This window comes from Enterovibrio calviensis DSM 14347 (genome assembly GCF_000621165.1).
Classification (GTDB): Bacteria; Pseudomonadota; Gammaproteobacteria; order Enterobacterales; family Vibrionaceae; genus Enterovibrio; species Enterovibrio calviensis.
Window position 1 is genome coordinate 22,531 of sequence record NZ_JHZA01000016.1, and the last position, 26,859, is coordinate 49,389.

The 26,859-nt window shown below is 47.9% G+C and carries 20 protein-coding genes and 2 tRNA genes; 3 read left to right on the forward strand and 19 right to left on the reverse strand.

Annotation, left to right across the window (positions count from 1 at the left end; translation table 11 throughout):
* Positions 1 to 55 precede the first annotated feature (55 nt).
* The 10 genes from infB to rlmE form a co-directional block, all read right to left on the reverse strand.
* On the reverse strand, positions 56 to 2,752 hold the full coding sequence (gene infB / locus Q365_RS0113420) for a translation initiation factor IF-2 (RefSeq protein ID WP_028023823.1): 2,697 nt from the start codon (positions 2,750 to 2,752) through the stop codon (positions 56 to 58).
* A gap of 21 nt (positions 2,753 to 2,773) precedes the next feature.
* Complete coding sequence (nusA, locus tag Q365_RS0113425) at positions 2,774 to 4,261, reverse strand: transcription termination factor NusA (protein ID WP_028023824.1); 1,488 nt, start codon at positions 4,259 to 4,261, stop codon at positions 2,774 to 2,776.
* 21 nt (positions 4,262 to 4,282) lie between these two features.
* Positions 4,283 to 4,738: a ribosome maturation factor RimP gene (gene rimP / locus Q365_RS0113430; protein WP_028023825.1), complete on the reverse strand. Its 456-nt coding sequence runs from the start codon at positions 4,736 to 4,738 to the stop codon at positions 4,283 to 4,285.
* Positions 4,739 to 4,907: 169 nt separating this feature from the next.
* Positions 4,908 to 4,984, reverse strand: a tRNA-Met gene (locus Q365_RS0113435).
* Between the two features lie 75 nt (positions 4,985 to 5,059).
* Positions 5,060 to 5,146: transfer RNA gene (locus Q365_RS0113440), tRNA-Leu, on the reverse strand.
* An 11-nt stretch (positions 5,147 to 5,157) separates the two neighbouring features.
* On the reverse strand, positions 5,158 to 5,496 hold the full coding sequence (secG, locus tag Q365_RS0113445) for a preprotein translocase subunit SecG (protein WP_028023826.1): 339 nt from the start codon (positions 5,494 to 5,496) through the stop codon (positions 5,158 to 5,160).
* A 210-nt stretch (positions 5,497 to 5,706) separates the two neighbouring features.
* On the reverse strand, positions 5,707 to 7,044 hold the full coding sequence (glmM, locus tag Q365_RS0113450) for a phosphoglucosamine mutase (RefSeq protein WP_028023827.1): 1,338 nt from the start codon (positions 7,042 to 7,044) through the stop codon (positions 5,707 to 5,709).
* A complete protein-coding gene (folP, locus tag Q365_RS0113455) occupies positions 7,041 to 7,892 on the reverse strand; it encodes a dihydropteroate synthase (RefSeq protein WP_028023828.1) in 852 nt (283 codons plus the stop codon). The genes glmM and folP overlap by 4 nt, the downstream gene beginning before the upstream one ends.
* A gap of 86 nt (positions 7,893 to 7,978) precedes the next feature.
* Positions 7,979 to 9,925, reverse strand: coding sequence for an ATP-dependent zinc metalloprotease FtsH (ftsH, locus tag Q365_RS0113460; protein ID WP_211254260.1), 1,947 nt, complete (start codon positions 9,923 to 9,925; stop codon positions 7,979 to 7,981).
* Between the two features lie 41 nt (positions 9,926 to 9,966).
* Positions 9,967 to 10,596: a 23S rRNA (uridine(2552)-2'-O)-methyltransferase RlmE gene (rlmE, locus tag Q365_RS0113465; protein ID WP_028023830.1), complete on the reverse strand. Its 630-nt coding sequence runs from the start codon at positions 10,594 to 10,596 to the stop codon at positions 9,967 to 9,969.
* Positions 10,597 to 10,727: 131 nt separating this feature from the next.
* On the opposite strand from rlmE, the gene yhbY reads away from it, so the two are divergent.
* Complete coding sequence (yhbY, locus tag Q365_RS0113470) at positions 10,728 to 11,024, forward strand: ribosome assembly RNA-binding protein YhbY (RefSeq protein WP_028023831.1); 297 nt, start codon at positions 10,728 to 10,730, stop codon at positions 11,022 to 11,024.
* 64 nt (positions 11,025 to 11,088) lie between these two features.
* On the opposite strand, the gene greA is transcribed toward yhbY, so the two are convergent.
* Positions 11,089 to 11,562 (reverse strand): transcription elongation factor GreA, encoded by a 474-nt coding sequence (greA, locus tag Q365_RS0113475; RefSeq protein ID WP_028023832.1) that lies wholly within the window; start codon positions 11,560 to 11,562, stop codon positions 11,089 to 11,091.
* Positions 11,563 to 12,071: 509 nt separating this feature from the next.
* On the opposite strand from greA, the gene Q365_RS0113480 reads away from it, so the two are divergent.
* Positions 12,072 to 13,058, forward strand: coding sequence for a porin (locus Q365_RS0113480; RefSeq protein WP_028023833.1), 987 nt, complete (start codon positions 12,072 to 12,074; stop codon positions 13,056 to 13,058).
* A 101-nt stretch (positions 13,059 to 13,159) separates the two neighbouring features.
* Positions 13,160 to 14,575 carry a serine-type D-Ala-D-Ala carboxypeptidase gene (gene dacB, locus Q365_RS0113485; protein ID WP_028023834.1) on the forward strand — a complete coding sequence of 472 codons (1,416 nt, stop codon included), beginning with the start codon at positions 13,160 to 13,162 and terminating at the stop codon, positions 14,573 to 14,575.
* On the opposite strand, the gene Q365_RS0113490 is transcribed toward dacB, so the two are convergent.
* The 8 genes from Q365_RS0113490 to ileS all read right to left on the reverse strand — a co-directional run bounded on the left by Q365_RS0113490 (position 14,550) and on the right by ileS (position 26,855).
* Positions 14,550 to 15,401 carry a magnesium transporter gene (locus Q365_RS0113490; RefSeq protein ID WP_028023835.1) on the reverse strand — a complete coding sequence of 284 codons (852 nt, stop codon included), beginning with the start codon at positions 15,399 to 15,401 and terminating at the stop codon, positions 14,550 to 14,552. The two genes, dacB and Q365_RS0113490, sit on opposite strands and share 26 nt — an antisense overlap.
* 573 nt (positions 15,402 to 15,974) lie before the next feature.
* Positions 15,975 to 19,211, reverse strand: coding sequence for a carbamoyl-phosphate synthase large subunit (carB, locus tag Q365_RS0113495; protein WP_028023836.1), 3,237 nt, complete (start codon positions 19,209 to 19,211; stop codon positions 15,975 to 15,977).
* A gap of 16 nt (positions 19,212 to 19,227) precedes the next feature.
* Positions 19,228 to 20,367, reverse strand: a complete 1,140-nt coding sequence (gene carA, locus Q365_RS0113500; protein ID WP_028023837.1) for a glutamine-hydrolyzing carbamoyl-phosphate synthase small subunit — start codon at positions 20,365 to 20,367, stop codon at positions 19,228 to 19,230.
* A gap of 491 nt (positions 20,368 to 20,858) precedes the next feature.
* A complete protein-coding gene (gene dapB / locus Q365_RS0113505) occupies positions 20,859 to 21,668 on the reverse strand; it encodes a 4-hydroxy-tetrahydrodipicolinate reductase (protein ID WP_028023838.1) in 810 nt (269 codons plus the stop codon).
* A 222-nt stretch (positions 21,669 to 21,890) separates the two neighbouring features.
* Positions 21,891 to 22,835, reverse strand: a complete 945-nt coding sequence (gene ispH, locus Q365_RS0113510; RefSeq protein ID WP_028023839.1) for a 4-hydroxy-3-methylbut-2-enyl diphosphate reductase — start codon at positions 22,833 to 22,835, stop codon at positions 21,891 to 21,893.
* A gap of 26 nt (positions 22,836 to 22,861) precedes the next feature.
* The gene (gene fkpB, locus Q365_RS0113515) at positions 22,862 to 23,293 is read right to left on the reverse strand and encodes an FKBP-type peptidyl-prolyl cis-trans isomerase (RefSeq protein WP_028023840.1); all 432 of its coding nucleotides are present in this window, start codon (positions 23,291 to 23,293) and stop codon (positions 22,862 to 22,864) included.
* A 156-nt stretch (positions 23,294 to 23,449) separates the two neighbouring features.
* Positions 23,450 to 23,962 (reverse strand): signal peptidase II, encoded by a 513-nt coding sequence (gene lspA, locus Q365_RS0113520; RefSeq protein WP_028023841.1) that lies wholly within the window; start codon positions 23,960 to 23,962, stop codon positions 23,450 to 23,452.
* 64 nt (positions 23,963 to 24,026) lie between these two features.
* Positions 24,027 to 26,855 carry an isoleucine--tRNA ligase gene (gene ileS / locus Q365_RS0113525; protein ID WP_028023842.1) on the reverse strand — a complete coding sequence of 943 codons (2,829 nt, stop codon included), beginning with the start codon at positions 26,853 to 26,855 and terminating at the stop codon, positions 24,027 to 24,029.
* Positions 26,856 to 26,859: the final 4 nt, after the last annotated feature.

Below are 26,859 nucleotides of genomic sequence, written 5' to 3' on the forward strand. Positions count from 1 at the left end.
AAGCGCTAAGCACTTCCCCCCATGGTGTTTATAAACAACCTGTTACAGGTAGCTATTATTCGATGGTGCGTTTCACTTCAACGATTTCGAATACTTCGATTTGGTCGCCAGTGCGAACATCGTTGTAGTTCTTAACGCCGATACCACACTCGTAGCCTTTCGCTACTTCGTTGACATCGTCTTTAAAGCGACGCAGTGACTCTAGCTCACCTTCGTAGATAACAACGTTATCACGCAGTACGCGGATTGGGTTGTTACGCTTGATGGTACCTTCAGAAACGATACAGCCTGCAATTGCACCAATCTTAGGTGATTTGAAGACTTCACGTACTTCAGCCAGACCCATGATTTCTTGTTTGAACTCAGGCGCAAGCATACCGCTCATCGCTTGTTTCACTTCATCAATCAGGGCGTAGATCACTGAGTAGTAACGCAGATCTAGGCTTTCAGCATCAATCGTCTTACGCGCAGACGCATCAGCACGAACGTTGAAACCAACCAAGATAGCGTTTGAAGCAGCAGCTAGAACCGCGTCGGTTTCGGTGATAGCACCAACGCCCGAACCTACGATCTTCACTTTCACTTCGTCAGTAGACAATTTAACCAGTGAGTCAGCAATGGCTTCAACAGAACCTTGTACGTCAGCTTTCAGTACAATGTTCAGTTCAGACACTTCACCTTCAGCCATGTTAGAGAACATGTTTTCCAGTTTCGCTTTCTGCTGGCGAGCCAGTTTAACGTCACGGAATTTGCCTTGGCGGTAAAGAGCAACTTCACGCGCTTTACGCTCATCACGAACAACAGTCGCTTCATCACCCGCTGAAGGAACACCTGAAAGACCCAGGATTTCTACAGGGATAGACGGGCCAGCTTCTTCAACGTCTTTACCGTTCTCATCGCGCATTGCACGAACACGGCCATATTCAAGACCACAAAGAACGATATCGCCTTTCTTCAGCGTACCTTCTTGAACAAGAACAGTAGCAACTGGGCCACGGCCTTTGTCCAGACGTGATTCGATAACCACACCGCTCGCCATGCTGTCACGTACGGCTTCAAGCTCAAGAACTTCTGATTGCAGCAAGATAGCTTCAAGCAGTTCGTCGATGTTAAGACCTTGTTTAGCAGAAACATGAACGAACATGTTTTCGCCGCCCCAGTCTTCAGACATAACGTTGTGCTGAGACAGTTCATTCTTCACGCGATCTGGGTCAGCAGCTTCTTTATCGATCTTGTTCACAGCAACGATAAGTGGCACATCGGCCGCTTTTGCGTGCTGGATAGCTTCGATAGTTTGTGGCATTACGCCATCGTCCGCTGCAACTACTAGAACAACGATATCCGTTGCTTTAGCACCACGTGCACGCATTGAGGTAAACGCTGCGTGTCCTGGAGTATCCAAGAAGGTGATCATGCCGTTTTCAGTTTCAACGTGGTATGCACCAATGTGCTGGGTAATACCACCGGCTTCGCCTGAAGCAACGTGCGCTTTACGAATGTAATCAAGTAGCGATGTTTTACCGTGGTCAACGTGACCCATGATAGTAACAACAGGTGCACGTGGTTCACGTTTTGCACTGTCATCACGATCCAGCATGACCGCTTCTTCAAGTTCGTTCTCTTTACGAAGAACAACCTTGTGACCCATTTCTTCTGCAACCAGTGCTGCAGTTTCTTGGTCAATAACTTGGTTGATGGTTGCCATTGCACCCATCTTCATCATGGTCTTGATAACTTCAGTCGCTTTAACAGCCATCTTGTTAGCAAGTTCCGCAACTGTCACAGTTTCGCCGATCTCTACATCACGGTTAACTTTCTGTGCTGGCTTCTGGAAACCATGCTGCATAGACGTTGGCTTAGACATACGGCCTTTCAGCTTGCCGCCTTTACCACCACGTCCGCGATTTGCTGACGAGTCGTCTTTATCTTGTGCTGATTTTTTCTTCTTGCGACGACGAGGTGCTGCTTCTTGGCGGCGATCCGCTTCGTCTTCTGCTTCGCGTGCATGTTGGAAAGTTGTAACGTGATGATCGGTTGCTTCCATTACATCTGTTACCACTTCTTGCTTACTCCAACGCTCTTCGTTCAATTCTGCCATCTTGCGTGCCTCTTCTAGCTGGCGCTGACTTTCTTCTTCAGCTCTACGCTTGGCTTCCTCTTCCTGGCGACGCTTGAGTTCATCAGCTTCATTTTTTGCTTGCGCCTCAGAAGCTTCACGAGATGCTTTTTGCTCTGCAGTCTCGTTCAAAGCTTTTGATTTCTCAGCCGCAACACGTAATTTCTCTTCGGCGTCACGCTTCGCTTTCTCTTCAGCGTCACGTTTTGCTTTTTCTTCGGCTTCTCGCTTCGCTGCTTCTTCAGCTTCGCGACGGGCTTTTTCCTCAGCCTCACGCTGTGCTGCTTCTTCAGCTTCACGTTGTGCGGCTTCCTGCGCTACACGTTGTTCTTCGAGGTCGCTGCGCTTCACGTAGGTACGCTTTTTACGCACTTCTACCTGAACATCCTTACTCTTTCCGCCAGCACCAGAAACACTCAAGGTGCTGCGTTTTTTGCGCTGTAACGTCAGTCGAGTTGGAGCGCTACCATCGTCGCCGTGCTCACGTTTCAGATGCGAAAGCAATGTTTGCTTTTCATCTTGGCTTACGCTGTCTTCTGCAGACTTTTGAATGCCTGCATCTTGAAACTGCTTAAGCAAACGATCTACCGGCGTATCGATCTCGCTCGCCAGTGATTTAACTGTAACTTCTGACATTCTGCTCCTCCTTTGCTGCGCTTAAGCTTCGTCGCTGAACCAGCAAATATTGCGTGCTGCCATGATAAGCTCGCCCGCTTTAACTTCATCCATTCCCTCGATATCTAGAAGATCATCAGTGCCTTGGTCGGCCAGATCTTCCAATGTGCAGATACCTTTTGTCGCCAGGCGGAACGCCAAATCACGCTCCAAGCCTTCTAGACCCAATAGGTCTTCAGCAGGCTCTGCACCGTCAAGGATTTCTTCTTTCGCCAATGCGATAGTGGTCAGTGCTTCTTTCGCACGGCTACGCAGTTCTTCAACGGTATCTTCATCAAGACCGTCAACTTCCATAAGCTCTGCTGCTGGTACGTAAGCCACTTCTTCCAATGTGGTGAAACCTTCTTCAACCAACATTGCTGCGAAATCTTCGTCGATGTCTAGGTGCTTGCTAAACAGCTCAATAGACTGACCCGCTTCTTCCTGGTGCTTCTTCTTAAGATCTTCAACAGTCATCACGTTCAACACCCAACCAGTTAGTTGTGATGCTAGACGTACGTTTTGACCGTTACGACCAATCGCTTGCGCCAGGTTGTCTGCTTCAACTGCGATATCCATGGTGTGGGTATCTTCGTCTACGATGATAGACGCAACTTCAGCTGGTGCCATCGCATTGATAACCAATTGCGCAGGGTTGTCATCCCACAAAACAATATCGATACGCTCGCCACCAAGTTCACCCGAAACAGCTTGAACTCGCGCACCGCGCATACCAACACACGCACCAACTGGATCAATACGTTTATCATTTGTCTTCACGGCAATTTTTGCACGTGAGCCAGGATCGCGGGCTGCGCCCATGATTTCGATCATTTCTTCGCCAATTTCTGGCACTTCAATGCGGAACAGTTCGATCAGCATTTCAGGCTTAGAGCGAGTCATGAACAATTGGAAGCCACGCGCTTCTGGACGCACAGCATACAGCAAACCGCGCACGCGGTCGCCTGGACGGAAATTTTCACGTGGCAACTGATCGTCACGTTGGATTGCCGCTTCTGCGTTATTGCCAAGGTCAACGATGATTACGTCACGGTTAACTTTCTTCACAATACCTGTGATCAGCTCACCTTCATTGTCCATGAACTGCTCAACCACTTGCTCGCGCTCAGCTTCACGTACTTTTTGTACGATAACTTGCTTCGCAGTTTGCGTAGTAATGCGGTCAAACGTAACAGACTCAATATCGTCTTCTACGTAGCTACCCACTACCATTGTTTCATCTTCAAACTGCGCAGCTTCAAGCGTGATTTCGCGCGTTGGTTGAGTCACTTCTTCAACAACTTCCCAACGACGGAACGTTTCGAATTCGCCCGTTTTACGGTCGATTACAACGCGTACTTCGATTTCTGCTTCGTGTTTTTTCTTAGTGGCCGTTGCCAGCGCTGTTTCCAACGCTTCAAAAATGCGCTCGCGAGGAACTGCTTTTTCGTTGGATACCGCTTCTACGACAGCCAAGATTTCTTTGTTCATGAACTCATGCCTCATTTAAGCTTAAAATGAAGGAACCAGGTTGGCCTTGGCGATATTGCTCAGGGCGAACGCTTCTTCGTTGCCATCAACGTTGATGGTCACAGTCTCACCTTCCATAGAAAGAATAATTCCCTTCCATTTACGGCGGTTTTGCATAGCCATTTTCAGCACTATGTTGACTTCATGGCCAATAAAACGCTGGTAATGTGCAGCGACAAAAAGTGGTCTCTCCAAACCTGGAGATGAAACTTCAAGGTGGTAAGCCACAGTAATTGGATCTTCTACGTCCATGACTGCACTAACCTGACGGCTCACTTCAGCACAATCTTCAACTGTGATACCGTTCTCGTGATCGATAAAGACACGAAGGGTTGAGTGCTGCCCAGCGCGAACAAACTCAAGCCCAACAAGCTCATAGTCTAACGCTGCAACAGGTGCTTCAAGCATAGCGAAAAGCTGTTTTTCTAATCCTGTCATACAAACCCCAGAAATAAAAAAAGGGCTAAAAAGCCCAGTTATCCATCCGAATGGTCATCTTCAGATAACAAAAAACCCCGAATATCGGGGTTTAATGCAACTGGACCCTTGTGCCATGGTTTCCCATGACCAGCGACTGTTTTGGTCTCTCTAAACAATCACCGTAAAGTGGTTGCGGGGGCCGGATTTGAACCGACGACCTTCGGGTTATGAGCCCGACGAGCTACCAAACTGCTCCACCCCGCGTCCGATGGCGAACAGTATATCTTCGCCTCACACACTAATACAAGTACTGTGAACCTTATTTCAGGATTTTTAAATTGGTGCCGAGAGCGGGACTTGAACCCGCATGCCTATACAGGCACTACCCCCTCAAGATAGCGTGTCTACCAATTTCACCACCTCGGCAAATCTACTGCTTAGTTAGGGATGTCGCTGTTGCTACCTGTAGTAGCAGGAACATCACCTGCCTGTGTCTGCTCAGTCAATGGCACACTCAGGTCTTCATACTCACTACCCGATTGGATTTGGTGAGATGTTAAATTACCTAGCACTAAGCTAAGTACAAAGAATATTGTTGCGAAAATCGCAGTCATTCGGGTCAGAAAGTTTCCAGAGCCGCCAGAGCCAAATACACTATTTGATGCCCCAGCCCCGAAAGAGGCTCCCATATCTGCGCCTTTACCCTGTTGAACCAAAACCAGGCCAATAACACCGAGCGCGGCCAACAGATAAATCACAAGTAGAATTTCGTACATGGGTTCCACCTATGTTCCAAATTGTTGAGCCAGCTGACATTTAAGTTCACTAGCGCAACTCCCATCATTGGGAGCGGGAGAATACTAACGAATGCCAGACAGTGAAACAAGAGAAAAATGCAAAAAAACGGTAGTTTTCATCCCGTTTGCACATCTTGTAACCACCTTAACTCCCACTCCATGTAGTTTTGCTGTCGTGCTTTTACGGTGTTAGCAATTTGCTTTTACCGCTTCAGCAATCTCAAGCGCATAGGCTTGAACCTCATCAGCATTTTCGCCTTCCACCATAACGCGTATCAGTGGCTCAGTGCCGGATTTACGAAGCAAGACGCGACCTGTATCACCCAGTTTGGCTTCAACGCCGGCTTTAGCCGTTAGCACTGCGTCAGACTCTAGAGGATCGCTACTTCCGCTAAAGCGAACATTTTCCAACACTTGCGGGAACATGCTCATGCCATCGCACAATTCCTTTAAGCTCAACCCTGTACCAACAACACTTGCCAGCACTTGAAGAGCGGCAACAATGGCATCACCCGTCGTCACTTTATCAAGAAGGATTACGTGACCTGAATTTTCAGCGCCAATTTTCCAATCGTTCTGCAGCAGTTTTTCCATCACATAACGATCGCCCACTTTGGCGCGGGTGAACGGAATACCGAGCTTTTTCAGCGCCACTTCCATGCCCATATTGGTCATTAAAGTACCAACCACACCGCCTTTCAGTTCGCCACGACGCAGCGACTCACGCGCAATGATGTAAGCGATTTGGTCGCCGTCGACTTTGTTGCCTTCGTGGTCAACCATGATGATGCGGTCGCCGTCACCATCAAACGCGATACCCAATACAGCGTTTTCTTCAACAACACGCTTTTGAAGTGCACGAACATCTGTCGCACCCACTTCTGCATTGATGTTTGTGCCGTTTGGCTCAACGCCCATTGCAATAACATCCGCACCTAACTCAGAGAACACTGACGGTGCAATGTGGTACGTTGCGCCATGTGCACAATCGATAACGATTTTGAGGCCTTTCAAGCTCATCTCTGACGGGAATGTGCCTTTACAGAATTCAATGTAACGACCCGCTGCATCAACAATACGGCTCGCCTTACCCAATTCCGCAGAATCCACACAGGTCAGAGGCTTCTCTAGCTCTGCTTCAATAGCAAGCTCTACCTCATCAGGCAGTTTCGTGCCTTCAGATGAGAAGAATTTGATGCCATTGTCGTAGTAAGGATTGTGTGATGCAGAGATAACGATCCCCGCTTCAGCACGAAACGTTTGTGTTAAATACGCAATGGCTGGTGTTGGCATCGGGCCAGTAAAAGCAGCCTGAAGACCCGCAGCAGACAATCCAGCTTCTAATGCAGATTCAAGCATATAGCCAGAGATGCGCGTATCCTTACCAATCAGTACTTTCTTCGTGCCTTGTTGACTCAGCACGCGACCTGCTGCCCAGCCCAATTTCAACATGAAGTCAGGCGTGATCGGAAATTGGCCCACTTTACCGCGTACACCATCGGTGCCGAAGTACTTACGTTCTGTCATTGTGTATCTCCAAATAAATCTGCTGCTTCTTGCATCATGCTGACAACACGAACCACGTCGGCGGTTTCTTTTACGTCATGCACGCGAATGAGCTGTGCTCCTTTCGAAGCAGCAATGGTGGCGCAAGCTAAACTTCCCCCAAGCACATCGGCAGGGGATTTATCCAATAATTTAAAAATCATAGATTTCCGTGACATACCCGCAAGTATAGGCAACCCATGGCGATGAAACGATTCCAGCTTTGCTAGTAACTGATAGTTATGTATAAGCGTCTTACCAAACCCAAACCCTGGGTCTAAAATAAGTTTTTCTTTGGCAATATCCATTGCCGCACAAGCCGCTATTCTTTCGTCGAAGAAACGATGAATATCTTCAAAAATATCGTCGTAGGTTGGGTCAACCTGCATCGAACGAGGCTGTCCTTGCATGTGCATAATACACACTGGCACGTCAGCCTTAGCTGCCGCATCGAGCGCGTCGGGTTCTTGAAGTGCACGTACATCATTGATTAGATTAGCACCTGCATTTACCGCTGCCGTCATGACTGCCGCTTTACTGGTATCAATGGAGATCCAGCAATCAAACCTTTCTCGAATCGCTTCTATCGCAGGAATGACTCTTGAGAGCTCTTCATCCAACGATACATCTGCCGCCCCAGGCCTTGTTGATTCCCCGCCGATATCTAATACCGACGCGCCAGCACTAAGCATATTCTCTGCATGGTAAAGCGCAGTATCGAGGTGGTGGTATTTCCCACCATCGGAGAAGGAATCTGGCGTGACGTTGAGGATACCCATCACTTTTGGAGAAGATAGATCGAGAACGAATTCTTTGCTGGTCAGTATCATAGTTGGACTTTGTTTTAGGCGAGAATTTATCAATACAAAAAGAAAAACCCCGAGTAAGCTCGGGGTTTGTAATCATTACGAGGCGATTACGCTTCTGGTTGGTTATCTGGATCGACAGGCTTATTACTCTCATCTGAAGACGGCTTTTCAGCTTCCACATCAGCATCAGGTTTTTTCGGCGTGTTACCAGAGTTATCGATTTCAGCACCCCAGCCAGCAGGCTCACGGACTGGACGGCGTTCCATCAAATCATCGATTTGACCAGCGTCGATCGTTTCGTACTTCATCAATGCATCTTTCATTGCATGCATGATATCCATATTTTCTTCGATGAGCTTGCGCGCACGGATGTAATTACGGTCAATCAACAAACGAATTTCGCTATCGATAAGGCGCGCGGTTTCATCAGACATATGCTTAGACTTCGCGACTGAACGACCAAGGAAAACTTCACCTTCGTCTTCAGCATACAATAGAGGTCCCAACTTCTCTGAGAAGCCCCATTGCGTTACCATCTTACGCGCAATATCTGTAGCACGTTCGATATCATTCGACGCACCCGTTGAAACGTTCTCAACACCATAGATGATTTCTTCGGCGAGACGGCCACCGTACAAGCTCGAAATCATGGACTCTAGATGTAGACGAGACATACTCACTCGATCTTGTTCAGGCAAGTACATCGTCACACCCAGCGCACGTCCACGTGGGATAATAGAGACTTTGTAAACCGGATCGTGTTCTGGTACCAATCGACCAACAACAGCGTGACCCGCTTCGTGGTAGGCAGTTGATTCTTTGGTCTCTTCGGTCAGCACCATCGATTTGCGCTCAGCGCCCATCATGATTTTGTCTTTCGCTAACTCAAACTCAACCATAGATACAACGCGCTTGTTGCCACGAGCCGCGAACAGTGCCGCTTCGTTCACCAAGTTTGCAAGGTCTGCACCAGAGAAACCAGGTGTACCGCGTGCGATTAGAGATGCTTCAACGTCACCACCTAGTGGTACTTTACGCATGTGTACTTTAAGGATTTGCTCACGACCACGTACGTCAGGCAAGCCAACAACGACTTGACGGTCAAAACGACCAGGACGCAACAGTGCAGGGTCAAGAACATCTGGACGGTTCGTCGCAGCGATAACGATAATACCTTCGTTACCTTCGAAGCCATCCATTTCAACCAGCATTTGGTTCAACGTTTGTTCACGCTCGTCGTGACCACCACCAAGACCCGCACCACGTTGGCGACCTACGGCATCGATTTCATCAATAAAGATGATACATGGTGAAGCTTTCTTCGCTTGCTCGAACATGTCACGGACACGAGATGCACCCACACCCACGAACATTTCAACGAAGTCAGAACCCGAAATGGTAAAGAACGGTACTTTCGCTTCACCTGCAATAGCCTTAGCCAGCAAGGTTTTACCAGTACCAGGAGGGCCTACCATCAAGACGCCCGTTGGAATTTTACCACCGAGTTTCTGGAAGCGACTTGGGTCGCGCAGGTAATCAACCAGTTCTTTAACGTCTTCTTTCGCTTCGTCACAACCAGCGACATCCGCGAACGTTGTCTTGATTTGCTCTTCGCTCATCATGCGGGCTTTCGACTTACCGAAAGACATCGCACCTTTGCCACCGCCGCCTTGCATTTGACGCATGAAGAAAATCCACACACCGATAAGCAGAAGCATTGGGAACCAAGAGATGAAAATTGAAGCAAGAATGCTTGGTTCTTCAGGAGGCGTACCGCGAACCTGAACTTTAGAGTTAATAAGATCGTCTAGAAGCTTAGGATCTTGGAGAACAGGCATGTAGGTGACATAGCTCGTGCCATCACGACGTGTCACTTTCAGTTCGCGATTATCGAACTGTACATCCTGTAGTTTATCCTGTCCTATCTCTTGGACGAACGTTGTGTAGTCGACTTGACGGCCCGCGCTGTCGCCTGGTCCAAAACTCTGGAACACAGACATCAGAACAACAGCGATAACCAGCCATAAAATCAAGTTTTTTGCCATGTCACTCAAGGTGTTAGCCCCGCGGAAACTTTAGTAATAATAGTAGAGTACTACAGTTTATAACCTGTAGCCACAATGTACACCTCACGCGAGCGAGCTCGAGAGGAGTCTGGTTTACGGATTTTCACCGCTTTGAACATCTTACGCACTTCAGCCAAATACTGATCAAACCCTTCCCCTTGGAAAACTTTGACAATAAACGCGCCGTTAGGAGCAAGAACTTCTCGACACATTTCCATAGCAAGTTCAACTAAGTACATTGCTTTGGGTTGATCGGATGCCAAATTACCGCTCATATTTGGCGCCATGTCTGACATCACCACATCAACCATGTCTGGTTGAATGCGATCCAACAATGCGTTCAACACTGCTTCTTCGCGAAAATCACCTTGCAAGAAACTTACACCCGGCAAGGAATCCATTGGAAGAATGTCACACGCAATAACCTGACCGTTGTCGCCAACTTGCTCTACAGCGTATTGAGACCAACCACCAGGGGCTGCTCCCAAATCGACCACAGTCATGCCAGGTTTAAGTAGCTTGTCCTTACCTTGAATTTCATCCAATTTGAAAATTGCACGTGAACGAAATCCTTTTTTCTGGGCTTCTTGAACATATTTATCATCAAAATGCTCTTTCAACCAGCGGCCAGAACTCGCTGAGTGTTTCTTTTTACTCATGTTTTACCTAGCCCACATTTCCGGCCGTTAAATGTTAACGGACTACTTAGGGGGATATTTGTTCAGTTTGAAAGGATATGGCGGTAGAATGTCACGTTTTCAACCCCGATAAAACAACAAATCGAGTCAACATGAATCTAAGCACAAAACAAAAGCAGCATCTAAAAGGTCTGGCACACTCACTTAAACCTGTCGTTCTGATGGGTGCCAATGGCCTAACAGAAGCCGTGCTTGCTGAGATTGAAATCGCTCTCGATCACCACGAACTGATTAAAGTGAAAGTGGCCTCTGAAGACCGCGACACTAAGAACCTGATTGTAGACGCAATTGTTCGTGAAACTAAGGCAGAAAAAGTTCAAGTCATCGGTAAGGTGCTTGTTCTGTACCGCCCAAGCAAAGAGCGTAAAATCGAACTACCACGCAAATAAAAAAAGGCCGCTAAGCGGCCTTTTTTGTTTCTGCGAACGTAATAACCGCTAACATTTTTTTCGATTACACGTATTTCACGCTGTCGATTTCAAATTCTTTCACGCCACCTGGGGTGGTGATAGATACTTCGTCGCCAGCTTCTTTACCGATAAGGCCACGAGCAATAGGAGAATTGATAGAAATCAGGTGTTGTTTAATATCAGACTCGTCATCACCAACAATCTGATAAGAAAGTTCTTCGTCTGTGTTGATATCAATCAAGCCTACAGTTGAACCAAAGATAACTTTGCCATTGTTTGGCATCTTTGCAATATCGATGATTTGAGCAACAGAAAGCTTGTATTCGATATCACGAATCTGCGCTTCACAAATGCCTTGTTCTTCACGCGCTGCATGGTATTCAGCATTCTCTTTAAGATCGCCCAACTCACGAGCTTCACCGATAGCTTGAGTAATAATTGGACGACGTTTCAGCAAGCGCTCTAATTCTACACGAAGCTGCTGTTCGCCACGAACAGTCATGGGTACCTTATCCATAAACGACATTACCTCTATGTCCAAAACCTACGTTTTGGCAATAACAAAGCCACGCCCAAGCGATGGTATGAGCGCAGCAAACAAATATATATGTCCTCAGTGTAAACAAGTTATTTGTTCTGGTCACCTACCATTTATCTCGGAACAATGTCTAACGCTCTCAACACTAGATCCTTACAACAAATAACCCTCAACTAAATCGTTTTGATACACATCCCACACAACAATTCCTCGACGAATATCACACAAATAAACTGAAGATCCAGCATTTGGAAAAATGAAAAAAATAAAAAATAGTAAAAAATACAGATTGAATTGAACCTTTCATCATTGGCACAAGCAACTGTTTTAAATGGATTTAAAAACAGATGTGCACATAAAAAACGATGTTTTCTATTTGTTTTTTTATCGTTTTACTAACAGTTGCATTTCGTGAGCGGTTACAAACATGACATCGGGATGTTTGGAGATTACATCTCGAAAATCAAAATCTTATAAAGGACAATGTAATGAACAAAACGTTTATCGCACTTGCTGTAGCTGCTCTAGCTTCTACCTCTGTTTCTGCTGCTGAAGTTTTCAACGACGGTACTTCTTCTATGGCTATTGGTGGCCGCGCTGAAGCACGTGCATCTATCCAAGATGGCGACATGGCTGACAACAGCCGCGTACGTATCAACGTTCTTGGTACTACTCAGATTGCTGAAGGTACATACGGTGTTGGTTTCTTCGAACGCGAGTTCACTACTTCAAGCAAGTCTTCAGATGTATTCAACACTGATGGTGTGAAAATCGGTACTGTCTCTGGCGAGAAGAATGAAACTCGTTACGTATACGCAGGTATCGGCACTGAGTTCGGTCTAGTTACTTACGGCTTAAACGACGGTTCTCTAGGCATGATCACTGACTTCACTGATATCATGTCTTACCACGGTGCTGCAGCTAGCTCGAAAATCGACGTTGCTGACCGTACTAGCAACAACATCGCATACAAAGGCGAGTTCGGCGGTCTTACCGTTAAAGCTAACTACGTTGGTAAGAATGACGACGTTGAAAAAGGTTACTCTCTAGGTGCGGTTTACGCGATGGAGAACGGTCTTGCAATGGCTCTAGGTTACGCTGACCAAGACACCACCAACAAGTTGGCTGAAAGCCAAATCGAAGCGGCTGTTTCTTACACCATGGGCGACATCTACTTTGCTGCGCTTTACAAAGACGGCGAAAACAAAACTTCAGGTGTTAAAGAAGACCTAACTGGTTACGAATTCGCAGCGGCTTACACCATGGGCCAAACCAAATTCACCACCACTTACGGTAAAGCGGAAACTGAATCAACTGACACTGCTGATTCTATCGCAATTGACGCGACGCATTACTTCAACAGCAACTTCCGTACTTACGTGTCTTACAACTTCAATCTTCTAGATGAAACTAAAGAGATCACGAAAGCACAAACAGAAGACGAGCTAGTATTCGGTCTACGCTACGATTTCTAATCTGACTTAAGTGCTTCACTTAATTTAGAAACAAAAACGCCTACCTCCGAGTAGGCGTTTTTTGTACCATACTGAATCTTCCTACATTGCGGGAACTTCCTATGGCACGCCTCATTTCTATTCTTTTTTGTTCTCTCTTCTCCGCTACCGCCTTTTCAGTGCCACTCAATACACTTGAAGCCATGCTTCCAGCGGGAAGTCAGCTTGCCCTATCGGTTTATAACGTAAACAGTGGCCAGCAGCTTGTTGAGCGCGATGACGACATATTGCTCCCACCAGCCAGCACTCAGAAAGTGGTGACGGCGCTAGCCGCTTCTCTATATCTTCCTTCTGACTTCAGTTTCGAGACAAAAGTACTTCAATCAGGCAAAGACATAGTGTTTAAGTTTGGGGGGGATCCGACATTAAAGCGTAAGGACTTACAACTTCTTGTTAGCGCATTGAAAGCAAAAGGCATCAACCAGATACGTGGTGATGTCTGGCTCGATGGAGAGATATTTACCGGATATGAACGAGCGGTCGGTTGGCCTTGGGATATATTGGGGGTCTGCTACAGCGCACCATCATCAGCGATTTCCCTAGAGCGTAACTGCGTACAAGGCTCGATATATAGCAACAAGGGGCAACGCCAAACGCGAGTGTTTGTTCCTGAGCATCAACCGATAGAAATATCGACAAATGCGCGAGCAGTGACCAAAGCACAGCAACAAACCCAGCATTGTGATTTAGAACTCAACTACAACGACAGCAACCACTATCAGCTGAGTGGTTGTTTAGTGCATCGCTCCAATCCACTCCCTCTTAAGTTCGCAGTTCAAAACCCTCAAAAGTACGTGAGTGATGTTCTCACCAGCGAACTTAGAAAAGCGGCAATCACCTTCAAAGGCAAGGTCCGAATTGGCTCGCCAAAAGGACAAGACCGGGTTATCGCTTTGCACAAATCGGCACAGCGAGACGCTTTACTAAACACTATGCTTAAGCGCTCTGATAACTTGATTGCAGACAACATCCTCAAAACGCTTGGCCATCGCTACTTCGACCAACCCGGTTCATTTAGCAACGGCGCGGCAGCGATAAAAGCAATATTGAAGCAACAAACGAACATTGACCTCAACACCGCGGTGATTGTTGATGGCTCTGGGTTGTCTCGTAACAACCGAATGACCGCCACACAGTTAATGTCAGTGATCCAATATGTTTATTCGCAGCCTCAGTTGGGCGTCTTGGCGATGCTGCCTGTATCGGGCGTGGATGGGACATTGAAGTATCGCAGTAGTGTCCGTCATGCTCCGCTCAAAAATAAGCTGACAGCGAAAACAGGCTCTCTCTATGGGAGTTACAACCTTGCTGGGATTTTGAAAAACAACCAAGGACAAGACGTACTCGTTGTGCAATTGGTTACCAACTACCACATTCCCAAATCGGATGATCGTCCTAGCAACGTGGCCAGTCCAATCACCCAATTTGAACGAGAGCTCTACCAGGCATTACTTACATCAAGTCTAACCACGCATTAACTGTTATGAAGTAAATCGCCATCCCGCTAATATCAACTACGGATGCCAACACTGGGCTAACAAGTACAGCGGGATCAAGGCGAAACTTCGTCGCAATTAAAGGGAGCACGCCTCCAATCGTCGTCGACAAAATCACTTGAATGATCAGTGCGATCCCAATAGCCACGGCAATGTCGTCCAGCAAAAAACCGGACGGCAGCGCAGAGCTGTCACTAAAGAGCATGACCCTCGCCATGATGACGGCCGCAAGCGCAAATGCGATGACAAATGCCACGCGCACTTCTTTCCACATCACGCGAAGCCAGTGAGACGGACACACTTCGTTCATCGCCATGGCTCGCACGACCAAAGTGGCGGCTTGTGACCCCGCATTACCCCCTGCTGCTGCGACCACGGGCATATAAATCGCCAACAAGATCAGCTGACTGATCGAATCTTCGTAGTGCGAAATGATCAACCCAGAAACAACCCCGAGCAAAGCGAGTCCAATAATCCAACCGATTCGCTGTCGAACATGTGACATAACAGAGTTTGTTAAATAGTTCCCATCAGGTTCCACTTCAGAATTGATGAGCCCTAACCCAGTCGCGATTTGTCGCACTCGGATCGCGTCTCCTTTTTCAGCGAGATCATCCAATAGCTTTCTGACAATCGCCAACGGACAGCAATTCAGCACACCGATAGCTTCCGCAACAGGCATGACGGACAGCAACCGAATACGATCTTCATCGCTGTAAATCAGAAACGCGTTTTTTGCTGCTTCAATTTCATGTGCAGCGACATGATTTTGCTGGTTTTCCAGCATAGTGGCATTCATTACCGCCATAGCGAACCTCCCGATTGGCTAGTGCCAGATATGGGTTATCTGGTGAGGGTAACGACCATAGAAATACGTATTTTTTCGCATTCTGTTTCTATCAACAGAACAGCCAATAGCTCTATCGCGCTGTGATTGGTCACAATGCGTAATGAAGACCATAGGCCTCTGACGTATTTTCACTCTGAATGTAGGGGAGACGCTGGGAATAGAACAGTAGATGTCATTCCGACCGGGCGGTCGAAATGTGAAGACTCACTAACGAAATCGCCGGACTTACAGGCCTCCCAGACAACTCGGAGGATGGTCGATAACGTTCATGGTTTTCTCCAAAAGTGCCGCAGTATTGCGACGGAGCAATATTACTCTCATTTTTGCACCAATCAAGCACTCAACGATAAGTGAAAGATGAAGATTTTATGACAATACGCAGAGAGATTTGGCCTTGGAATAACACACTGTACTTGCATTCATTCAGCCAATTTCAAGCACAAAAAAGCCCGCCAATTTGGCGGGCAAGGAGGTTATCTAGGCCAGCTTCCTGCTGGCTCATTGGTTATATCTTTATTTACAAGAAAGGAATTAAGCTTTCCCGTATTTTTCTGCCACACGAGCATGCAACTCTTGTACAGAGTTCACTTTCGACAGGTCTGCCGCTGCGTGTGCCATACACGTTGCAAACGCTGCGTTTAGCGTTGTCGTGTAGTTCACTTTCTCAGCGAGTGCACCGCGACGAAGTACTTTCGAATCTTCAATCGCCTGACGGCCTTCAGTAGTGTTGATGATGTAGCTGTACTCACCATTCTTAATACGGTCAAGAATGTGAGGACGACCTTCGTGTACTTTGTTCACTAGACGTGGGTTAATACCCGCTTCACCCAGAACAACAGCAGTACCGTGCGTTGCATCCAGCTCAAAGCCAAGCTTGATAAGCTTCGCGGCAAGGTCAACAACACGTTGCTTGTCGTTATTACGAACAGACAACAGTGCGCGGCCTTTCTCGCTGTATTGCTTGCCACAGCCAAGATCTGCTTTCGCGAATGCTTCAGCAAATGTATCACCCACACCCATCACTTCGCCCGTAGAGCGCATTTCTGGGCCCAACAGTGGGTCAACGCCCGGGAACTTGTTGAACGGTAATACCACTTCTTTCACAGAGTAATACGGAGGAATGATTTCTTGCGTGAAACCTTGTGACTCAAGCGATTGGCCAGCCATGACTCGGGCTGCAATTTTCGCAAGCGGTGCACCAGTTGCTTTCGACACAAATGGAACCGTACGAGCTGCACGCGGGTTTACCTCAATCAGGTAAACTTCGCCGTCTTTAACTGCAAACTGCGTGTTCATCAAACCGCGAACACCTAGCTCAAACGCCAGTTTTTCAACTTGGCGACGCATCTCGTCCTGAATGTCTTGGCTCAAGGTGTAAGCTGGCAATGAACATGCTGAGTCACCTGAGTGAACACCCGCTTGCTCGATGTGCTCCATGATGCCGCCAATCACAACGCGCTCGCCGTCACAGATAGCATCCACGTCTACTTCGGTCGCATCGTCTAGGAAACGGTCAAGAAGAACCGGAGATTCGTTCGAAACGCTCACTGCTTCGGTGAAGTAACGACGCAGGTCGCTTTCGTCATAAACGATTTCCATTGCACGACCACCCAATACATACGATGGGCGAACAACCAGAGGGAAGCCAATCTCTTTTGACTTCTCAATCGCTTGTTCCATGGTGGTCACAGTCGCGTTTTCTGGCGTTTTCAAACCTAAACGGTCAACCGCTGACTGGAAACGCTCACGGTCTTCTGCACGGTCAATCGCGTCAGGGCTAGTACCAATGATTGGTACACCAGCCGCTTCCAATGCACGAGCCAATTTCAGTGGCGTTTGACCACCGTATTGAACGATAACGCCTTTTGGCTTCTCAACGCGTGCAATAGCAAGCACGTCTTCCAGTGTTACTGGCTCGAAGTACAAACGGTCTGAGGTATCGTAATCGGTAGAAACCGTTTCAGGGTTACAGTTAACCATGATGGTTTCATAGCCGTCTTCACGCAGTGCTAGCGACGCGTGTACACAGCAATAGTCAAATTCAATGCCTTGACCTATACGGTTTGGACCGCCGCCAAGAACCATGATCTTGTCTTTGTCTGTTGGGTTTGACTCACACTCATCGTCGTAAGAGCTGTACATGTAAGCAGTGTCAGAAGAGAACTCGGCTGCACAGGTATCAACGCGCTTGTAAACCGGGTGGATGTCGTATTGGTCGCGAAGCTTACGAATTTCACTTTCGCTCACGCCCAGTAGCTTGCTCAGACGCGCGTCCGCGAAACCTTTTCGCTTCAGTTTGCGCAGTACGTCTTTGTTCAAACCCGCGAAGCCGTTTTCTTTCACTTCAGCTTCGATTTTGACGATGTCTTCAATCTGTACCAAGAACCAACGGTCAACATTGGTCAGCTTAAATACGCCATCAACAGACATACCAGCGCGGAAGGCATCAGCGATATACCAAATACGCTCAGCACCGGCATCTTTCAATTCGTGACGAATCTTGGTCATTGCATCTGGCTCATCCAGATCGACCATCTCATCAAAGCCTGTCGCGCCCACTTCTAGGCCACGCAGTGCTTTATGAAGCGACTCTTGCTGGTTACGACCAATCGCCATCACTTCACCTACAGATTTCATCTGCGTGGTTAAGCGGTCGTTAGCACCAACAAATTTCTCGAAGTTAAAACGAGGGATCTTAGTCACAACGTAATCGATGGTTGGTTCGAATGAGGCTGGTGTTGCACCGCCAGTAATGTCATTCATCAACTCATCAAGCGTAAAACCAACCGCAAGCTTGGCTGCTACTTTTGCAATCGGGAAGCCTGTTGCTTTTGATGCAAGCGCAGAAGAGCGAGATACGCGTGGGTTCATCTCGATGATAACCATGCGGCCATCTTTTGGGTTAATACCAAACTGTACGTTTGAGCCACCCGTTTCAACGCCGATTTCGCGCAGAACGGCTAGCGATGCATTACGCATCAGTTGGTATTCTTTGTCTGTCAGCGTTTGCGCTGGCGCAACAGTGATCGAGTCACCCGTGTGGATGCCCATTGCGTCGAAGTTTTCAATCGCACATACGATGATGCAGTTATCCGCTTTGTCGCGAACCACTTCCATCTCGTATTCTTTCCAACCAATCAGAGATTCATCAATGAGTAGCTCGTTAGTTGGAGAAAGATCCAAACCACGGCGACAGATTTCTTCAAATTCTTCTTTGTTGTAAGCGATGCCGCCACCCGTGCCACCCATGGTGAACGAAGGACGAATGATACAAGGGAAACCAACCATATCGAGAACGCCGTAAGCTTCTTCCATGGTTTTCGCCGTGTCTGCACGAGGACAGTCAAGGCCAATCGATTTCATCGCTTTGTCGAAACGTGAACGGTCTTCTGCTTTATCAATCGCATCTGCCGTTGCACCAATCATTTCTACGCCGAATTCAGCCAGAACGCCGTGCTTCTCTAGATCAAGTGCACAGTTCAATGCTGTCTGACCGCCCATCGTAGGCAGAACCGCATCAGGGCGTTCTTTTTCAATGATGTTACGAACTACGTCCCACTGGATAGGCTCGATGTAGGTCGCATCTGCCATCTCTGGGTCAGTCATGATGGTGGCTGGGTTAGAGTTCACCAAAATAACGCGGTAACCCTCTTCACGCAGCGCTTTACAAGCTTGCGCACCTGAATAGTCAAACTCACACGCCTGACCAATTACAATTGGGCCTGCGCCTAGAATAAGAATACTTTTTATGTCTGTACGTTTTGGCATTCTCTGCTACTCCGGATTACGCGCTGTGTTGCTTAATAAGTTCAATGAAGTGATCAAAAAGTGGTGCCGCATCGTGCGGACCAGGGCTCGCTTCAGGGTGCCCTTGGAAACTAAATGCTGGCTTGTCTGTGCGGTGAATACCTTGCAGAGAGCCATCAAATAGCGATACGTGAGTAGCACGTAGGTTTTCAGGAAGCGTTGTTTCGTCAGCGGCAAAGCCGTGGTTTTGCGACGTAATCATTACTACGTTGCGATCTAAATCTTTTACTGGGTGGTTAGCACCGTGGTGGCCAAACTTCATTTTTACAGTTTGAGCGCCCGATGCTAGGGCCAGAATCTGGTGACCAAGACAGATGCCGAAAACTGGCAAGCCTTTATCTAGGAACACTTTTGTTGCTTCAATCGCGTAAGTACATGGCTCAGGGTCACCAGGGCCATTCGACAGGAATACGCCGTCTGGGTTAAGCGCCAATACGTCTTCTGCAGAGGTTTGCGCAGGAACCACAGTCAAACGACAGCCGCGATCCACCAGCATGCGCAGGATGTTGCGCTTCGCACCAAAGTCATACGCGACAACATGGTATGGCAATTCGCTGTTGTCTTTTGCTTCTGGCAAGCCACCTTCAAGCGTCCAAGAACCTTGCTTCCACTCGTAAGCTTCTGCGGTGGTTACTTCTTTCGCCAAATCCATGCCTTTCAGACCAGGGAATGCTTTCGCTTGGGCAAGCGCCAACGCTTCATCAAGGTTGTCACCCGCAACGATACAGCCGTTTTGTGCGCCTTTTTCACGCAAAACACGTGTCAGCTTACGGGTGTCAATGTCAGCGATACCAACGATGTTTTGAGATTTAAGGTAATCAGAAAGTGTTTGTTGACTGCGGAAGTTTGAAGCAATGAGGGGAAGGTCGCGAATGACCAGGCCTTGCGCGTGGATCTTTGAGGATTCTTCGTCTTCGGTATTAGTACCGGTGTTGCCAATGTGAGGATAAGTGAGAGTAACAATTTGCTGAGAGTAGGAAGGGTCAGTGAGAATTTCTTGGTACCCCGTCATCGAGGTATTAAAAACAACTTCACCAACAGCGGAACCATCAGCACCAATGGACACACCGTGGAATACAGTCCCATCTTCTAGGACTAAGAGCGCAGACTTGCTCAAGACAACCTCCAAATCAATAAAAATGCAAAATAAATAGATAAATTCGCATTAAGTCATTCCATACAATTGCCAGTTCGACGTCAAGCCGAAATTTGACAAATTGCGCGCATTCTAGTGACAGGCGCGGAATGTGTCAACAGGACAGCAAAAAAAGAACATAACTTTCAGCCAACCTATATGAGTTTTAGCCTCAAGCCCATAAAAACCCCACTAACCTTAGGCTAAAGTCATAAATTCAGGTTCAAGAGGCGTCTTTTAGACAACCAAAATGAAGTCAGCCAGGGAAAACCAGCCATCGCAATACGCAACCGTTTCCCAGCGGGACTTATGTGCTTATTTAGAGGCAATATAGGGACAATCTCTCACTAACCCCCGAAAACACGGGTTAACTAGAGCTCAACATGGATGGGAATGTAGAAATGTGATGGAGGTAAAAAAGTGCAAAAACCATGCAGATGGCACGCACCAACTGCATAGTTAATCGTTTTTGATTAGAGCGCGTCTAGGTCTAACACGTCTTGCATGGTGAAGAACCCTGCATTTTTTGCATTCAGCCAGATCGCAGCACGTACTGCACCATTGGCAAATGTCATTCTGTTTGTCGCTTTGTGTGTGATTTCTACACGCTCGCCAATGTCAGCAAACATGGCGGTATGCTCACCGACGATATCGCCAGCACGAATGGTCGCAAAACCAATTTCGTCACGGGTTCGCTCGCCAGTGATGCCTTCACGCGCATAAACCGCAACATCACTCAGGTTGTTGCCCATGGCACCTGCAATGGCCTCTCCCATGCCAATCGCAGTACCTGAAGGCGCATCAACCTTGTGACGGTGATGCGCTTCAACGATCTCAATGTCGCAGTAGTCACCCATCACTTTCGCGGCCTTCTCAAGCAACTTAAAGACAAGGTTCACGCCAACGCTGTAGTTTGGTGCCATAACGATGCCGATATTCTCAGCCGCAGCGTCAATCTGCGCGCGCTGCTCATCGGTAAAGCCTGTTGTACCAATGATCAGTTTCTTTCCATGCGCTTGGCAAAGTGCCAGATTAGCTAATGTGACGACTGGCGCAGTGAAATCAATGATGACATCAAACTCATCGGCCACTTTCGCCAAATCATCGACGATAGTGACATCGCGTTTACCAATACCCGCGAGTTCACCCGCATCAGCACCGATTAGGCTCGACTCTGGACGTTCACTTGCAGCAGCCAGTATTGCGCCTTCCATTCCATCCGTGGCTTGAATTAGCTGTCGACCCATGCGGCCAGCAGCGCCCGCAATTGCAATGCGAACCATGTAAATCCCCTTTCTACTCTCGGTCAACGCCGCGTCTGCGCAGCGCCATGAAATCATTCGTTTATCACTCTACCTTTTTCAAACAGTGATGTATATCCGAGCTATGCCCCATCTGTTCTGTTCTTCTTTGGTTAAATTCACCGCGCCATAGAACGCAAAAAGGAGCCAAAGGCTCCTTTTTCGGATCACACAACCGTCGTACTCGTATTAGTGGATCTGCCGTTAGTCGATCGTTTTCACTTGAAGTTCTTTGGGTACTTCAAAGAACATGTTTTCTTCACGCCCTTTTAGCTCTTCGACCGCGGTACCGCCGTAAGCTTCAATTTGAGCAATAATTAGGTTCACCAATTCTTCTGGTGCAGATGCGCCCGCTGTAACCCCTACCTTCACCTTACTTTCAAACCATTCCGCTTTCACGTCTTCTGCGCAATCGATTAAGTAGGCTGGTGTTCCCAGTTTTTCACTCAATTCACGCAGGCGATTGGAGTTAGAACTGTTTTTCGAACCAACCACCACCATAACATCGCATTGTATTGCCAATTCACGCACCGCATCTTGGCGGTTTTGGGTGGCGTAGCAAATATCGTCTTTGCGCGGGCCTTGAATCTCTGGAAATACCTGACGCAGTCTGTCGATCACATCTGCGGTTTCATCCACTGACAAGGTCGTTTGGCTAACGTAGTGCAAGTTAGACGGATCTTTCACGTCGAGCGTGTGCACGTCATCTGGTGTCTCTACCAGGTACATGCCGCCCGTGTCGCTGGCATATTGTCCCATGGTGCCTTCCACCTCTGGGTGACCCGCGTGACCGATCAGAACCACTTCCATATTCCTGCGACTAGCGCGTGCAACTTCCATATGAACTTTTGTCACCAAAGGACAGGTAGCATCAAACACAGTCAAACTGCGCGACTTCGCTTCAGTACGAACCGCTTGTGATACGCCGTGGGCAGAGAAAATAACAATGCTGTCATCGGGCACTTCACTGAGCTCTTCAACGAATACAGCACCGCGAGACTTCAGCCCTTCCACAACAAAACGATTGTGAACCACTTCATGACGCACATAGATAGGAGGCTGATACAGTTCTAGTGCACGCTCGACAATGCTGATAGCACGGTCAACACCGGCGCAAAACCCTCTTGGGTTAGCAAGCATGATTTTCATTGGGTTGCCTTTATAACCAATTTTCTTTAATTGACGCTGACAATTTCAACGTCGAAGATAACGCGGTGTCCCGCCAATGGATGATTGAAATCTACCGTCACAGATTCACCAGCCACTTCGGTGATCACACCCGGGATTTCTTGTCCGCCCGGTCCTGCAAACGCAATAATAGTGCCTTCTTCAGCAGGCGCATCGCCCACAAACAAGGTGCGATCCATGTGCTGAACGTTGTCTGGGTTTGGCATGCCAAACGCATCATCGGGCTCTAATGTAAAACTCGCTGCTTCACCTTCATTCAAACCGATCAGACACTTTTCAAAATTCTCAGTCAAGCTGCCATCGCCCATCACCAACTTGGCAGGCTTACCTGATGTTTTCGTGCTGTCAGCGACGGAACCGTCTTCCATCTTGATCGTAAAGTGCATGATCACTTCACTGTTGGCAATAATCTGTGTCATTCAATCACATCCTTGAATTAAACGGTTGGTTCTGCCTACAAGGTCAGCACCTAAAACCCTAAAGAATAATGGGTTTTAAAACCCTAAATATAAGAAAGCGCCGTTCGCAATTGCGACCAGCGCCATCAATGTATTTTTACTCAGTAAGCACAGTGCTTACTCAGTTTCAGCGTGCGGCTTTTTTGATGCTTTGACACTGTCCAAAACAATCAACCCTGCGCCAACACAAATGGCGGCATCTGCGAGATTGAACGCTGGCCAATGGCTGTTGCCGATATAGAAATCAAGAAAGTCGACAACATAACCATGCACCAGACGATCGAACAGATTGCCAATGGCACCGCCGATCACTAATGCATACGCCACATTCAGGATTTTATTGGTGGCTGGAGTGCAGCGCATCCAATAGATAAGCATTCCCGACACGCCTAGCGCAATCGTGGCAAAGAACCATCGCTGCCAACCGCCAGCATCACTCAGAAAACTGAATGCTGCCCCGTAGTTATGAACATACAAAAGGTTAAAGAAAGGCAAAACTTCTATACGATTTGCCCAACCATACCCCATGGTATCCATCACCAGCAGTTTCGTACCAATGTCGAAAACAAATACCAGTAACGCTAACCAGAGCCAACGGATACCTGACTGTTTCGCTGCCAGATCTTTCATCCAACGTTCCTATTATCGTTCTGAAAATGCTGAACACCTTGGTTCAGCATTTTCATATTAGCGATTAAGCGAACTGACGCTCTTCGCCTTCACCGTCAATGTTGCTCACGCAACGACCACACAAGGCTTCATGCCCAGCAATCGTGCCAACATCCGGTACATGGTGCCAGCAACGCTCACATTTTTCAGCGGCAGACTTAGCAACAATCACTGACAAACCTTCAATGTCTGTCGCAACAGCAGCTTCAGGCGCTGCATCGGTCGCAACAACATCAGCTTTAGACGTCAACAACACGAAGCGCAGTTCATTGCCCATTGCTTCAAGCTTGGCAGCAAAATCAGCTTTCGCATACAGCGTCACTTCGGCTTCCAAAGAACCACCTAGTGTTTTCTCGCTACGCGCTTGCTCCAAGACTTTGTTCACGGCGCCGCGCACTTTTAGAAGCTCAGCCCAGAACGCATTGTTCAATTGCTCGTTATCGCTCAAGCCAAACAAGCCGTCGTACCACACTTCAGTGAACACGTACTTGTTGCGCTCGCCCGGCATTTCGTTCCAGATTTCATCTGCAGTGAACGACATGATAGGCGCCATCCAACGAACCAATGCTTCCACGATGTGGAACAATGCTGTTTGACAGCTGCGGTGCGCGTGACCACCTGCTTTCGCGGTGTATTGACGGTCTTTGATGATGTCTAAGTAGAATGAACCCATCTCTACTGAACAGAATTGCATCAAACGTTGTGTGACGGCGTGGAAGTTACACTCTTCGAATGCTTTCAGAATTTCTTCCTGAGCTTCAAGCGCTTTACCCACAGCCCAACGGTCTGCAACCACCATGTCTTCTGCCGCAACCATGTCAGTTTCTGGGTTGAAACCGTTCAAGTTAGCCAGCAAGAAACGCGCGGTGTTACGGATACGACGGTACGCATCAGCACTGCGGTTCAATATTTGGTCGGACACTGTCATCTCGCCAGTGTAATCCGTTGAAGCCACCCACAAACGCAGGATGTCGCCACCCAACTTGTTCATCACTTCTTGCGGAGAAACGACGTTACCGATCGACTTAGACATCTTACGGCCTTGACCATCAACGGTGAAACCGTGGGTCAACACTTGCTTGTAAGGCGCTTTGTTCTTGATGGCAACCGACGTCATTAGCGATGATTGGAACCAGCCACGGTGTTGATCCGAGCCTTCCAAGTACATATCAGCTTCGTGGCCATTAAATTCTTCGCGTTGGTTTACAACTGCATAGTGCGTTGCACCCGAGTCGAACCAAACGTCTAGGGTATCCAGCACTTTTTCGTAGCTTTCAGCGTCGTCACCAAGCAACTCAGCCGTGTCGAGATCCCACCAAGCTTGAATGCCTGATTGCTCAACTTTCTGCGCCACTTGCTCGATCAATTCAACCGTGTTCGGGTGAAGATCTGAGGTTTCTTTGTGAACGAACAGCGCAATTGGCACGCCCCAAGTACGTTGACGAGAGATACACCAATCAGGGCGACCTTCTACCATCGACTCGATACGGTTTTGACCCCACTCAGGGATCCACTGTACGTTTTTGATCTCTTCCAGTGCTTTCGCACGCAGACCCGCTTTCTCCATAGAGATAAACCACTGCGGTGTTGCACGGAAAATGATCGGTGTTTTGTGGCGCCAGCAATGCGGGTAGCTATGCTCGTACGCGTGATGATGCAACAAAGAACCGTGTTCTTTCAGCACGTCAATCACATTGTCATTTGCTTTCAACACGTGTTGACCGGCAAACAGTTCAGTATCAGGCAAGTATACGCCGTTGCTACCCACTGGGTTTGCCACTTCTAGGCCGTACTTTTGACCAACCACGAAGTCTTCTTGACCGTGGCCAGGGGCAGTGTGAACCACACCAGTACCTGATTCAGTCGTTACGTGCTCGCCACAAATAACAGGCACATCAAAGCTGTAGAACGGGTGGTTGAAGCGCAATAGCTCCAGAGCTTCACCTTGGCAGAAACCAAGATTATGGAAATGCTCGATACCTGCGCGATCCATCACTTGCTTCGCAAGCTCAGATGCCACGATCAAACGGCGAGGTGTCTCACCTTCCACTTGAACAAGCACATATTCCAGCGCATCAGAAACGGCGACTGCACGGTTTGCAGGTAGCGTCCAAGGTGTTGTGGTCCAGATAACGATAGATACGTCACCGTGACCTTCATGACCTTCCGCCAAGCCAAATTTTGCCAGTACAGCGGCTTCGTCAGTCGCACGGAACATCACATCAATAGAAGGAGAGACTTTGTTCTCGTATTCTACTTCTGCTTCAGCCAGTGCTGAACCACAATCAGTACACCAGTGAACAGGCTTAAAGCCTTTGTGAAGGTGACCGTTACCAGCGATTTTACCCAACGCACGAATGATGTTCGCTTCAGTGTTGAAATCCATCGTCAGGTATGGCTTGTCCCACTCGCCCAACACGCCAAGACGTTTAAAGTCCGCCTTTTGGCCTTCAACTTGCTTTGCTGCGTACTCACGACACTTCTGGCGGAATTCAGCCGCAGACACTTTTTTGCCCGGCTTGCCGACTTTCTTCTCAACCATCAGTTCGATCGGCAGACCATGACAGTCCCAACCAGGTACATAAGGTGCGTCAAAGTCCGACAGTGTTTTGGACTTAATAATAATGTCTTTAAGAATCTTGTTTACTGAGTGACCAATATGGATGTTGCCATTTGCATACGGAGGGCCGTCATGCAGGATGAAAGATTTCTTGCCTTTTTTCGCTTTACGGATCTCGCCGTAAAGATCTTCATCGTACCAACGCTTGAGCATTTGCGGCTCACGTTGCGCAAGATTACCTCGCATCGGAAACGCGGTTTCCGGCAGGTTTAAGGTATCTTTAAAGTCACTCATTGAT